We start from the raw sequence: 13,290 nt of genomic DNA on the forward strand, positions 1-13,290 counted from the left end.
AAGGCATGGGCTATAGAGCCGCTGCCATTGCTCTTGGTCAGACGCGCGTGGAGGTTGCTACCTCGATTTGCGGGTGGCGTACCAGGCGCCGATGATCACCAGGACCTGCGCTGGGATGCGGAGTGCGACGACGGAGGTCGGGATGCCGAGCTTCTCCGTCACTTCGGGGTTGCGGAGCTGATCGATCGCAGCGGGAAGAGTTCCGGCGAGCATGATGGTCGCGGCCCAACGAGCGATGGGGTTGAGGGGCGGGATGAGGAAGCTCGCCCCGATCCCTGTGAGGGCGACGGTCGCGGCGCCCTGCACCCGGTCGCCATGTTCAGCGATCTGTTCCGGGACGAGGGCGGTGAAGAATTCGCGGTGAGTGGCTTGGATGATGCCGGCTCCGATGAACAGGGTCCCGAGGCCGGTGCGTAGAACGGTCTGCTTCTTCGACATGGTGTTCTCCTAGTTGTGCTGGTGGGCCTGGCCCCTGGAAAGTAGACACGTCGGGGGCTAACTATGCTGCTTGGGTCAGTGTAGCTGAATTAAGCGCTTCGAAATCAACGGGGGCTAGGAAGTCAACGGGGGCTAGAAGGTTGCACCAGGAGTGCCGCCTGCGCGTGTTGTAGCGCATGCACCACCGGAAGATTTCCTGGGAGCGAACCAACCCCCGGATAGCACATGAGGATGCCGTTCTGATGGATTGGACCAGAATCGGGCGTGTATAAGGTGCGAAACCTTATACACGCCCGATTTATACCGTTTGATCAGTAAGAACCCCGAAAATCAGACACACATTTTGCTACTTACCCCCCCTTGAAGCCCTAACCGCCTAGAGTTAAACCAGTCCAACTTTCGGGGGCCAGTTCAGATGCCGGGCCTTTCGCTATTGGGAGTGGTCGGAGGTCAAACCCCCGTGGCCCCCGTGCAATTCAGGGCAATGGGGGAGAGAGCTTGGGTCAAACCCCCACAACCCCTATGCAATTCAGGGCGATGGGAAACTCAGTTTTCGGCGTCGCGAGCCGCGACAAATGCCTGGACGGCGCGGTCGATATCCTCGCTCGTGTGGGCCGCCGAGAGCTGTACGCGGATACGTGCCTTCTCCTTCGGCACGACCGGGTAGCTGAACGCCGTGACATACACGCCGTGCTCAAGCATACGATCGGCAATGCGGCCCGCGAGGGCGGCGTCGCCGAACATCACGGGGACGATGGCGTGTTCGCCCTCGAGCAGCTCAAACCCGGCTTCGGTCATAGCGCTGCGGAAATGCTCCGCATTCTCGAACAGCTTCGTGCGAAGCTCACCCGAATTCTTCACGAGGTCGAGAGCGGTAATGGTCGCTTCGACGATCGCCGGCGCGAGTGAGTTCGAGAAGAGGTAGGGGCGGGCGCGCTGACGCAGAACATCGATGATCTCCTGATGCGCCGACACGTACCCACCGCTTGCGCCGCCGAGGGCCTTACCGAACGTGCCCGTGTAGATATCGACGCGATCCGAAACTCCGAAGTGCTCGGGGGTGCCCGCACCCGTCTCGCCCATGAAGCCCACGGCGTGCGAGTCGTCCACGAGCACGAGCGCGCCGAACTCATCGGCGAGGTCGCAGATCTTGTCGAGCGGAGCGAGGTAGCCGTCCATGGAGAAGACGCCGTCGGTCACGATGACGGTGCGGCGGGCGCCCTTCGCGGCCTCGAGCTGGGTGCGAAGATCGTCCATGTCGGCGTTCTTGTAGCGGTAACGCGCGGCCTTCGACAGGCGGATGCCATCGATGAGGCTCGCGTGGTTGAGCTCATCGGAAATGATGGCGTCTTCTTTCGTGAAGAGTGACTCGAAAACGCCACCGTTCGCATCGAAGCACGAGGAAAACAGGATCGTATCGTCGGTTCCGAGGAACTCGCTCAGCTTCTGTTCGAGGACCAGGTGGCGATCCTGGGTGCCGCAGATGAAGCGCACGCTCGCCATGCCGAACCCGCGCTCGTCCAGGGCGCGCTTTGCGGCGGCGATGAGCTCGGGGTGATCGGCGAGACCGAGGTAGTTGTTCGCGCAGAAGTTCAGGACGTCGCGGCCTTCTGCATCGCGCGCGGAAGCAGCCGAGACCGCATTCGACTGCGGGGTGAGAATCGGGCGCTCATTCTTGTACGTTCCGGCCTCGCGAATGGCGTTGAGTTCCGCGGTCAGCTCGTCTTTCATGCTCGTGTACATCGATACTCCTTAAATGTTTTCCCAGTCGAGAACGATCTTGCCAGCTTCGCCTGAGCGCGCGAGCGCGTAGGCATCCGCCCACTTTTCAGCGGGCAGCACGTCGGTCACGGTCGACAGCACGCGCTCGCGAAGAATCTTCGAGGTGCGCACCATAGCGTTCATGGCGTTCCACGTTTCGAACATTTCGCGTCCGTAGATGCCCTGGAGGGTGAGCATGCGCGTCACGACGGTCGTCCAGTTGATCTCGAACTGCTTCGAGGGCAGGCCAAGCATGGAGATTTTGCCGCCGTGGTTCATATTGTCGATCATGTCTTGGAGGGCGCTTGCCTGCCCGGAGATCTCAAGGCCGACATCGAAGCCCTCGCGCATGCCGAGAGACGCCTGCGTGTCGCGAATACTTGTGTTCGAGACGTCAATCTGGGCATCCGTGCCCATGTCCTTTGCCATCGCGAGGCGGTGCTCCTTGACGTCGGTGATCGCGATGTAGCGTGCACCGGCGTGGCGAGCAACGGCGGCGCACATGAGCCCGATCGGGCCAGCGCCGGTGATGAGAACATCCTCGCCAACGAGTGGGAATTTAAGCGTCGTGTGCACGGCATTGCCGAGCGGATCGAAAATCGCGCCGAGCTCGGGCGTGATGACCTTTTCGCCACCATCGTCGTGATGAACCCACACGTTTTGCTGCGGGATGACGACGTACTCGGCAAACGCGCCATCGCGCTGCACACCGATCGAGCGCGTGCGAATGCACATGTGGCGGCGTCCCGCGCGGCAGTTGCGGCAAATGTCGCACACGACGTGGCCCTCGCCCGAGATGCGATCGCCAACGCGCACGTCCACGACGTCGTCACCGATCTCGGTGACTTCCCCGTAGAACTCGTGGCCCGGCGTGAACGGGACCGAATCGCACATGTCCTGTGCGGAAGCATCCCACTCGAGGATGTGCAGGTCGGTGCCGCAGATACCGGCGCGCATGACACGCACTTTGACATCGTTGGGGCCGACCTGCGGCTCCGGGATGTCAACGATCTCGAGTCCCTTTTGTGGGGCGGACTTGCGAAGGGCTTTCATAAGAACCTCTCTGTTCGGTAGGGATGCGCCTCAATGGTAGGGGTGTCGTGCTGAACGAGACTCGGATGCGGGCGCACCTGCCGCATGTGAGGGATGCTTGTGTCCACTCCCACGGACGAATGCGGCGATCCGGCGACTACGATGGAGGCGATATGACCTCCAGCAACGAGAACACTGGCGCGCGCCCCGGCAGGGCGAAGCCGCGCCTTGCGATCACCTACCCCGCTGACCTTCCCGTCTCTCAGCGGCGTGAGGAAATCCAGCGAGCGATTCGCGACAACCAAATCGTGATCGTCGCTGGCGAGACAGGTTCCGGCAAAACCACGCAGCTTCCGAAAATGCTCCTCGAACTCGGCTACGGTGGCCGCGGTCGCATGATCGGTCACACGCAGCCCCGAAGGATCGCCGCCCGAAGCGTCGCGAGTCGCATCGCGGAGGAATTGGGCGAGAAGCTTGGCGAGGGAAGCGTCGGATACCAGGTGCGGTTTACGAAAAACACCGCCACATCCACGCGCCTCAAGGTCATGACCGACGGCATCCTCCTCTCGGAGATTCACGGCGACAGGCTGCTGAAGAAATACGACGCCATCATCATCGACGAGGCTCACGAGCGCAGTCTCACGATCGACATGCTGCTCGGCTACCTCAAGCGCATTGCCCGCCGTAGGCCCGAGCTGAAAATCATCATTACCTCGGCGACAATCGACCCCGAGCGCTTCGCCGAGTTCTTCGGAAAGAAGGATCGCGCGGGCGACCTGCACCCCGCCCCCATCATCGAGGTGTCGGGCCGCACCTACCCCGTTGAGGTGCGCTACCGGCCGCTCGTCCTCGAGCCCGAGATCGGTGAGGTGGACGAACTCGCAGACATCCGCAGCGAGGAGCGTGACCTCACCGAGGCGATCGTCGATGCTTGCGATGAACTGATCGCCGAGGGGCCCGGCGACATCCTTGTGTTTCTCCCGGGTGAGCGTGAGATCCGCGAGGTGGGAGAGGAGCTCCAAACGCACGTGAAGAAACGAGTGGGGGCGGCGAGTCGAATCGACGTTCTGCCTCTCTTTGGCCGTCTCTCAGAGCAGGACCAGCAGAAGATCTTCAGCCTGCCGAAAGACGGCCGCCGTCGGATCGTTCTCGCGACGAATGTCGCGGAAACCTCCCTCACCGTTCCGGGCATTAAATACGTCGTCGACTCGGGCCTCGCCCGCATTTCACGTTACTCGCAGCGTACGAAAGTGCAGCGCCTCCCGATCGAGCCGATCAGTCAGGCGAGCGCGAAGCAGCGTTCGGGTCGATCTGGGCGCACGAGCCCCGGCATAGCGATTCGCCTCTATTCCGAGCAGGATTTCGACACGCGGCCCGAGTTCACCGAACCAGAAATTCTTCGTACGGCCCTTGCGAGCGTCGTCCTGCAGATGACCGCTCTTGGGCTCGGCGACATAGAGAGCTTCGAGTTCGTTGAAGCCCCCGATAAGCGCGCGGTGCGTGATGGCGTGCGCCTCCTCGAGGAGCTCGGTGCGATTCGCAGCGAGAAAAATGCCCCCGGTGGACGAGCGCTCACGGCGATCGGCGAGCAGATCTCGCGTTTTCCGCTCGACCCGCGTATGGCGCGCATGCTCCTCGAGGCCGATAAGCGCGGTGCACTCCGCGAAGTCCTCGTGATCGTCGCCGCGCTCTCGATTCAGGATCCGCGCGAGCGGCCCCTCGAGAAGAAAGCGCAGGCGGATCAACTGCACGCGCGTTTCACTCACGACACGAGTGACTTCCTCACCTACCTCAACCTCTGGCGGCACTTGAGAGAGCGCCGCAAGGCGCTCTCCAACTCGGCATTCAAGCGCGAAGTTAAGAGCGAATACCTGCACTACGTGCGTATCCGCGAATGGTGGGACCTCCACGCGCAACTCAAAGACATGTGCCGCGACGTGGGGCTGCGGCCGTCGGATAACCCGGCGAGCGACGCGACCATCCACCAAAGCCTGCTGGCCGGGCTTCTGAGCCACGTGGGGCTCTACGACGAGCGCACGCGCGACTACCAGGGTGCGCGCAATTCGCGGTTCGTGATCTGGCCCGGAAGCACGATCGCGAGAAAACGCCACGATTACGTCATGGCCGCGGAACTCGTGGAAACATCACGCCTGTTCGCCCGCACGGCCGCGAAGATCGATCCCGCGTGGATTGAGGACGTCGGCCCTCACGTCATGAAGCGCAGCTACTCCGAGCCGCATTGGAGCTCGAAGAAGGCAAGCGCGATGGCGTACGAAAAAGCGACCCTGTTTGGCGTCCCGATTTTCGCGCGCCGCCCCGTCGCCTACGGCCGCATCGATCCCGAACTTTCGCGCGAGATTTTCATTCAACATGCCCTCATCGAGGGGCAGTGGAACACCCGCCACCACTTCTTTCGCGACAATGTGCGACTCATCGAGGAACTCGAAGAGCTTGAAAACAAGGCGCGGCGCAGGGACCTCATCGCGGGCGACGCCGCACTGTTCGAGTTTTATGACGCGCGTATCCCCGCGAAGGTGACGAGCGGGCGGCACTTCGATGCGTGGTGGAAGAAGCAGCGTCACGAAACTCCCGAGCTCTTGCATCTCACTCGTGAGATCCTGCTCGAGGACGACGCGGAGGACCAGGCCGCAGGCTTCCCTGACACGTGGGTGCAGGGGGACATCACGCTCGCGCTTCGCTATACATTCGAGCCTTCGGCTCGAGGTGCCTGCGACGGTGACCAGCCGAAATCGACGGCCCACTTCAAGGATGGTGTCACGGCCCTCGTTCCCCTCGCCGTGCTCGGCAGGCTCGAGCCGAAGGGCTTTGATTGGCTCGTGCCTGGCATGCGCGAGGAAAAAATTGCCGAGCTCATTCGGACCCTCCCGAAGCCAATTCGCCGCCACCTCATCCCCGCGCCGGACAAGGCACGCGCCGTCGCCCAGATCCTGCGCGACGACGACCCGAATACGGGTGAGCGCTTCGTCGAAGCTGTTGCCGACGAACTCGTGGCACTTCCCGGTGTCCCCGACGACCTGCCGCTCTACGGCGATGAATTTGATGCGAGCAAACTTCCCGCGCACCTTCGCATGCATTTCTCGGTTCGCGATGATCGCGGGCGCGAGATCGGCTCGGGCGATGACCTTCTCGCACTCAAGAAGGCACACCGCGCACGTGTCGAGTCAAGCGCGGCCCGGCAAGCCGAGTCCTTTGGCGACCGCGATCTCGATGGGTTTCCTGACTTCGAGATTCCCCGCACGAAACGCAACCGGCAAGGTGGGCTCAATGTTGTCGTGTATCCCGCGCTCAAACTCCGCGAGGATAGCGGCGGTGTGAGTGTCGACCTCACCGCGATGCCGACTGCCCTCGATCAGCGCCGCGAGCACGTCCGTGCCGTGACGCACCTCGTGACCGAAACTCTCGGGTCGAACTCTGCGCAGGTGCTCGGCTCGCTCCCGAACCCCACGAAGCTCGCGATTTCTCAATCCAGTTACGGGAGCGCAAAGGCGCTTTTGAGCGATGCGGCGCTCGCCGCGAGCGCCGAGTTGATTTCCCGAACGGAAAACGGCGGTCTTGTGTGGACGAAGGCTGAATTCGACGCGCTCGTCGAGGCCGTGCGTGCCGAGCACGCTGGCCTTTCACGCACGCTCGTGCTCGCCGCCGTCGACGCTCTCGCCCTTCACGCGAAGCTTCAGCGGGCCGTCTCCAAAGTTTCGAGCCTCTCGGTGCTGCAGCAACTCACCCAAATCCGCGAGCACGCCGACTCGCTTACCTCCGGGAGGTTCATTTCGCGCACGCCTGCGCACATCGTTCCCGAGATTCCTCGCTACCTGAAGGCAGACATCCACAGGATCGAGAAAATGCAGGACAACCCTGCGCGCGATGCTCAACTTGCGTGGCAGATCGAGGATCTTGCCGGCATGTTCGAGAAGGCGAAATCGAAAATCTCGGCAGAAACGCTCGAAAGCGAAGAGGCGCGCGAGATTCCCTGGATGCTCGAAGAGCTGCGAGTCTCGTTCTTTGCGCAGCAACTTGGAACGCGGTACACGGTTTCGGAAAAGAGAGTGCGCCGCGCGATCGCGGATCTTCGGTAAGTCCCGGCGGAAATGTCGTGGCCGTGGAAGGATGAAATCATGGCTACGCACACACCTGACAGCACCGAACCCACGCGTCTTGAGATCGGAACCGAAGCCGTCGAACGTCGCATTTTTGAGGCCCACGAAGGCGGAAAGCTCACAGTCGAGCCCACCGCTCCGATCGACAACGCTGACGATCTCGCGATCGTCTACACGCCGGGCGTGGCCCGCGTCGTCGAGGAAATCGCGGAAAAGCCCGAGAAAGCCCGCGAGTACACGATCAAGAAGAACACCGTCGCGGTCGTGACCGACGGCTCCGCCATCCTAGGGCTCGGCGATCGAGGCCCCCTCGCCGCGCTACCCGTGATGGAAGGAAAGGCAGCGCTCTTTTCACGTTTCGCGGACGTGGATGCCTTCCCGATCTGCCTCGATGCGCACGAGGTTGAGGACATCGTCGCGCACGTCAAGGCGATCGCACCCGCTTTCGCGGGAATCAACCTCGAAGACATCTCCGCGCCGCGCTGTTTCGAGATCGAAGACCGACTGCGTGCCGAGCTCGACATTCCTGTGTTCCACGACGACCAGCACGGTACCGCCGTGTGCGTTCTTGCGGCGCTCACGAACGCGCTCACGATCGTGGAAAAGCCGATTGAAGAGGTTCGCATCGCGATGTCGGGTGCGGGCGCTGCGGGCACGGCAATCCTGCGGCTTCTCCTTGCGGCGGGCGCGCGCGATGTGATCGTCACAAACTCGAAGGGCATCGTTCGAGAGGGTCGCGAGGCCGGAGATCGTCTCGAGTGGATCGCTCGCCACACGAACCCTCGCAAAGTGGAGGGTGGGCTGCGCGAGGCCGTTGAGGGAGCCGATGTGTTTATCGGCGTGAGCGTCCCGAACATTCTCGATGAGTCGATGCTGAGGAGCATGAACGAGCGCGCGATCGTCTTCGCGCTCTCGAACCCCGTGCCCGAGGTCGACCCCGAGATCGCCTGGAAGCACGCCGCCGTCGTAGCGACGGGACGCAGTGATTTTGCGAATCAGATCAACAATGTCCTTGCGTTCCCCGGTGTGTTCCGCGGGCTTATCGACGCCCACGCGTGCGAGGTCACCGACGAGGCACTTCTCGCGGCGGCCCAGGCGATCGCCTCCGTTGTCAGCAACGACGAGCTTTCAGCGCGCCACATTGTGCCGAGCGTGTTTGACGAGCGCGTCACGCCCGCGGTTGCGCGCGCCGTGGCCCGCGCGGGGGAGCCCCGCTAGGATCGAGGCATGAGTACGACACGCATTCGCTTCACGGCCTCGATCTCGGACCCGAACTCCCCGGACCACGGTGCCCCGCAGGCACCCACTGCCCCCGGCGCTGCGCCGAGCTCGACAGCGGTGCTCGAACGTGAGGAACAGACGGAGGACGCCGATCCAGGCGATCACGATCGCTTCGCCCACTACGTGCAGAAGGAAAAAATCGCGAAAGCTGCGCTAAACAACTCGCCGGTGATCGCGCTGTGCGGCAAAGTGTGGGTTCCTGGCCGCGACCCGAAGAAGTACCCCGTGTGCCCGCAGTGCAAAGAGATCTACGACGGCATTGGTGACGGAAGCAACTCGGGCGACGGCGAGGATAAAGGCCGAGGTAAAGGCGGCTTTGGCGGCTTTCGGGGGCTTTTCGGCTCGGGTCGCTGAGATGCTCTAGCCGCTGCCGGGTTTATCGTGGATGGCGCTTATGAATGCCCACGATTCTTCCGCTTCGCCCGACCTGTTCTCGAGCTATCTGGAGTCGACGCGCACCAGCGAGCAACACGCGCCGGCTGTGCACACCCAGTCGACCCCCCGCAAGCCCTCGTCGTTTGCGGCGCAGCAGATGCCGCCCGCATTCCCCGAACGCGCAGCGTGGGGCACGGCGCCGAAGCTCCGTGCGTGGCAGGCCGAAGCCCTGAACCTTTACCAAGAGCGCCAGCCGCGCGACTTCATGACCGTGGCGACCCCGGGCGCCGGCAAAACAACCTTTGCTTTGCAGATCGCCGCGGGCCTGCTCAAGGAAGGGGTGGTGCGCCGCGTTACCGTGGTTGCCCCGACCGAGCACCTGAAGACCCAGTGGGCGGATTCCGCGCTGCGTGTGGGCATTCAGATCGACCCGAACTTCTCTAATTCCCAGGGTCGGCACGGCGATCACTATCAGGGCGTTGCCCTCACGTACGCGCAAGTGGGGGCGAACCCGAGGTTGCACCGAGCGAGAACCGAGGCGGCTCCCACCCTCGTCATTCTTGATGAGATCCACCATGCGGGCGACGCGCTCACGTGGGGCGATGGTGTCCGCGAGGCCTTTGACCCCGCGAAACGTCGCCTCGCACTCACGGGTACCCCGTTCCGCTCGGACGATGCCCACATCCCCTTCGTGCGCTACGAACCTGACGCCGAGGGGTTCATGCGCTCAAAGGCCGACTACACGTACGGCTACCGTCAGGCTTTGCAGGACCACGTGGTGCGACCCGTGTTGTTCATGACATATTCGGGGCGAATGCACTGGCGGACGAAGAGCGGGGACGAGGTTTCGGCGCAGCTTGGCGGCCTCGAAACGAAAGACATCATGCAGCAGGCGTGGCGCACTGCGCTCGATCCGAAGGGCGAGTGGATCCCCACTGTTCTTGCGGCAGCCGATCAACGCCTCACCGAGGTTCGTCGCGGCGTGAGCGACGCGGGCGGCCTCGTGATCGCGACGGATCAGTCCACTGCGCGCGCGTACGCAAAGATTCTCGAACGCATCACGGGTGAGAAACCCACCCTCGTCCTCTCGGATGACGCGACCGCGGGCCGCAAGATCGAAGAGTTCAGCGCCTCGCAGGATCGATGGATGGTCGCGGTGCGCATGGTGTCCGAAGGGGTCGACGTTCCGCGCCTTTCCGTGGGCGTGTATGCAACGTCGACTTCGACCCCGATGTTCTTTGCGCAGGCGGTGGGCCGCTTCGTGCGCTCTCGCACGCGTGGAGAGACCGCGAGCGTGTTTCTTCCCTCGGTCCCCGTTCTTCTCGGCCTCGCAAACGAGATGGAGGTCGAGCGTGACCACGTCCTCGACATGCGCGAAAAAGACCAGCTTGACCCGGAGACGGGCCTCGATGAGGAAGCGCTGCGCGAGGCCAATCGCGAGGAGAAGGCGAGCAGTGAGCTTGAGGGCAGCTACGAAGCCCTCGAATCAGATGCCCACTTTGACCGCGTCCTCTTCGACGGTGGCGAGTACGGGACCCTCGCGATGGCGGGGAGCGAGGAAGAGCAGGCGTTTTTGGGAATCCCAGGCCTGCTTGAGCCGGAGCAAGTGACGACGCTCTTGCGCGAGCGTCAAAAGAGCCAGCAGCGGCGCTCGTCCGCACGCCCGAGCGCGCCCGCAGCAGCAACGCATCGCGACGTGACGGCTCTCCGCAAGGAACTCAGCTCGCTCGTATCGGGCTGGGCGCGCCGCACCGGAACCCCGCACGGTCAGGTGCACAACGAACTGCGCCGCCGCTCGGGTGGCCCGGCCGTTCCGCAGGCGAGCGCGGAACAGATCCAAAAAAGGATCGACATACTGCGCGGCTGGTTCGTGGGCAAGAAGTAGCCCGACGCTTGCCGGGAACTATCGATTCCCGGCGTTTCGCAGGCAGGCGAGCTCCTCGAGGGAGTGGACGACCGGCAGCGCGACATCGCCGTCCTGCCCCGTGCGGATATGCGGATCGGCGAGTGCAAGTTCGTCGAGAGCACGCTCGTGCACACTGCGTGCGGCTTCGATACGCTCCCATTGGCTGCGTGAATCCAGAACTTCGCCGCGCTCGACGAGGCGAGTGAGAAGAGGCCGGGAGCCCGGGGCTTGCGCTGGCTGCCCGTCCTGGTTATCGGCGAGGACGAGCTCGGCGCATGCCTCGCCTTCGGCGCCGCACACACGATAGGCGCGTTTGCTTCCCCCGACGGTGGCCTTTTGCGCGGACTTCTTCGCGACGGCCTCCATCTCGCCGGATAAGTTCTCGCGTTCGACGAGTTTGAAAACGAAGCCCTGCGCGGGGTGATCGCCGCCGGTCACGAGGCGAGTGCCGATCCCGTAGCTATCGACGGGGCTGTCGCGAAGTGCAAATACGCGGTATTCGTCGAGGTCGCTTGTCGCGGTGATTGAGGTGCTCGTCGCGCCGAGCGCATCGAGCTGGGCACGCACCTCGCGGGCCGTTTCGCCGAGGGCGCCGGAGTCGATGCGCACCGCGCCGAGGTCGGGGCCCGCGATGGCTACCGCGGATTCGACGGCCGCGGAGATATCGAACGTGTCCACGAGCAGGCTCGTGTGTGCGCCCAGCGAGTTCACTTGAGCCTGGAAGGCTTCCGCTTCGGTGTCGAACACGAGAGTGAAGGCGTGGGCGGAGGTGCCAACGACGGGAATCCCGTAGGTTCGGCCGGCCTCGAGGTTCGAGGTTGACGAAAATCCCACGATGGCCGCGGCACGCGAGGCGGCAACGGCGGCATCCTCATGCACGCGCCGCGAACCCATCTCGATGCACGGACGCCCCGCCGCAGCCTGGATCATGCGCGAGCCCACGGACGCAATCGCCGAGTCGTGATTGAGGATGGAGAGCACGAGTGTTTCGAGAAGCACGCACTGCTCGAAGGTGCCTTCGACGCGCACGACGGGGGAGCCCGGGAAAAAGAGCTCGCCTTCCGCATACGCATCGATGTTGCCCTCGAACCGGTAGTCCGCGAGATAGGCGAGCACGTCCTCGGTGAACTGCCCCGTCGACCGCAGAAAATCGAGATCCTCAGCCTCGAAGCGAAACGATTCGAGCGCATCGAGAATGCGGCCAATCCCCGCGAACACTCCGTAGCGTCGCCCCTCGGGAAGCGAGCGGGTGAACACCTCGAACACGCATTGGCGATCCGCGACACCGGCATCACGCGCGGCCTGGATCATGGTGAGTTCGTACAAATCGGTCTTTAGTGAGGTCGTTGGCACAGAGCAAGCCTAAACGAGGAAGCCGGGTAGTCTTAGTGTTCATACCCGTAGTGGAGCCCGAAGTTGAGAGGCGAGGGAGGAAACGCCGTGCGCGAAGACCGCCAGAGCGAGTCCCTGGCAAGCGTCGGAACCGAAACCGACCGAAAGTGGAACACCGTCGTGCTTAACGACTCGGTGAATGAGCAAACGTACGTGACCTACGTGTTTCGCACTCACTTCGGGTACGCCCGCTCCAAGGCCCACGCGCTCATGATGCAGGTCCATACGCAGGGGCGTGCGATCGTGTCGTGCGACGGGCGAGAGACCGCTGAGTCTCACGTGGGAGCGATGCACGAATTCGGCCTCCTCGCGATCCTCGAGGAGGCGTAGTGGCGCATTCGTTCATCGCGCGGGCCGACGGTCGACTGATGTGCAGGCTCGAGGCGGAAGAGCGCGCCGTTCTCGCGCAAGTAGCGGGCGAAATTACCGACCTCATCCGCGCCGATCTTGAAATCGGCGAGAGTGATGAGACCGGGCAACGCCCGAGCGAGGTGATGTCAGAGGATCCGCTCGCGAGGCTCGAGGCTGAGACCTCGCGCGCGCGGACGGAGGCCCCGCGCGACAGCGCAACTCAGCGGCTTTTCCCGCCCGCGAGCGAGAACGATGAAGAGGCGGGCGAGTATCGGCGGCTCACGCAGGGCAATCTCGCCGATGCCCATATCGTGAACTTGAGCGTGCTTCGCGCGAGCCTGGAAGTTGCCGGAGACATCGGGGGAGAGGGGCCGCACGATGAGATCGTGATCGAGCGCTCCGATGCGCTCTCATGGCTCAAGGCGCTCAACATTATTCGCCTTGTTCTCGCGGACCGCATGGGGATCGAGAACGACGGCGACTTCGAAGCGCTCCAGCTTTTGTGTTCGAACGACCTCGAACAGGTTGAGGCCGAGCCGGGAGTTGCCGGTTTGGAGTTCCTCGCGACCCTGTATGAGTTCGCCTCGTGGCTTCAGGCGACGTTGATCGGGGCCCTGAACGCTCGCTCCTAGGTGCCTG

At 63.3% G+C, this 13,290-nt stretch carries 10 protein-coding genes; 6 read left to right on the top strand and 4 right to left on the bottom strand.

The features are described from left to right. Positions 1-57: 57 nt before the first annotated feature. From DEHOM01_RS04145 to tdh, 3 genes are all read right to left on the bottom strand, one after another. The gene (locus tag DEHOM01_RS04145; RefSeq protein ID WP_016664963.1) at positions 58-438 is read right to left on the bottom strand and encodes a DoxX-related protein; all 381 of its coding nucleotides are present in this window, start codon (positions 436-438) and stop codon (positions 58-60) included. Between the two features lie 546 nt (positions 439-984). Further along, a complete protein-coding gene (locus tag DEHOM01_RS04150) occupies positions 985-2,181 on the bottom strand; it encodes a glycine C-acetyltransferase (protein WP_016664962.1) in 1,197 nt (398 codons plus the stop codon). 9 nt (positions 2,182-2,190) lie between these two features. Next, positions 2,191-3,252, bottom strand: coding sequence for an L-threonine 3-dehydrogenase (gene tdh, locus DEHOM01_RS04155; protein ID WP_034373871.1), 1,062 nt, complete (start codon positions 3,250-3,252; stop codon positions 2,191-2,193). A 152-nt stretch (positions 3,253-3,404) separates the two neighbouring features. On the opposite strand from tdh, the gene hrpA reads away from it, so the two are divergent. Genes hrpA through DEHOM01_RS04175 form a run of 4 tightly spaced genes read left to right on the top strand, consistent with a single transcriptional unit; the run spans position 3,405 to position 10,887 of the window. Further along, a complete protein-coding gene (hrpA, locus tag DEHOM01_RS04160) occupies positions 3,405-7,325 on the top strand; it encodes an ATP-dependent RNA helicase HrpA (protein ID WP_061211649.1) in 3,921 nt (1,306 codons plus the stop codon). A 39-nt stretch (positions 7,326-7,364) separates the two neighbouring features. Continuing rightward, a complete protein-coding gene (locus DEHOM01_RS04165; RefSeq protein ID WP_061211650.1) occupies positions 7,365-8,564 on the top strand; it encodes an NAD(P)-dependent malic enzyme in 1,200 nt (399 codons plus the stop codon). A 9-nt stretch (positions 8,565-8,573) separates the two neighbouring features. Further along, positions 8,574-8,981: a DUF3039 domain-containing protein gene (locus tag DEHOM01_RS04170; RefSeq protein ID WP_061211651.1), complete on the top strand. Its 408-nt coding sequence runs from the start codon at positions 8,574-8,576 to the stop codon at positions 8,979-8,981. Between the two features lie 40 nt (positions 8,982-9,021). Beyond that, positions 9,022-10,887 carry a DEAD/DEAH box helicase gene (locus tag DEHOM01_RS04175; RefSeq protein ID WP_082738701.1) on the top strand — a complete coding sequence of 622 codons (1,866 nt, stop codon included), beginning with the start codon at positions 9,022-9,024 and terminating at the stop codon, positions 10,885-10,887. 18 nt (positions 10,888-10,905) lie between these two features. Here the strand turns inward: DEHOM01_RS04175 and DEHOM01_RS04180 are convergent, their stop codons facing one another. Next, on the bottom strand, positions 10,906-12,261 hold the full coding sequence (locus DEHOM01_RS04180; protein ID WP_082738702.1) for a nicotinate phosphoribosyltransferase: 1,356 nt from the start codon (positions 12,259-12,261) through the stop codon (positions 10,906-10,908). An 87-nt stretch (positions 12,262-12,348) separates the two neighbouring features. On the opposite strand from DEHOM01_RS04180, the gene clpS reads away from it, so the two are divergent. Together clpS and DEHOM01_RS04190 are read left to right on the top strand one after the other, a co-directional pair. Continuing rightward, positions 12,349-12,630, top strand: a complete 282-nt coding sequence (gene clpS / locus DEHOM01_RS04185) for an ATP-dependent Clp protease adapter ClpS (protein ID WP_061211652.1) — start codon at positions 12,349-12,351, stop codon at positions 12,628-12,630. Beyond that, positions 12,630-13,283 (top strand): DUF2017 family protein, encoded by a 654-nt coding sequence (locus DEHOM01_RS04190; protein WP_061211653.1) that lies wholly within the window; start codon positions 12,630-12,632, stop codon positions 13,281-13,283. Before clpS ends, DEHOM01_RS04190 begins: the two co-directional genes overlap by 1 nt. The last annotated feature ends 7 nt before the right edge of the window (positions 13,284-13,290 follow it).

Source organism: Dermabacter hominis NBRC 106157 (assembly GCF_001570785.1).
Lineage (GTDB): Bacteria > Actinomycetota > Actinomycetes > Actinomycetales > Dermabacteraceae > Dermabacter > Dermabacter hominis.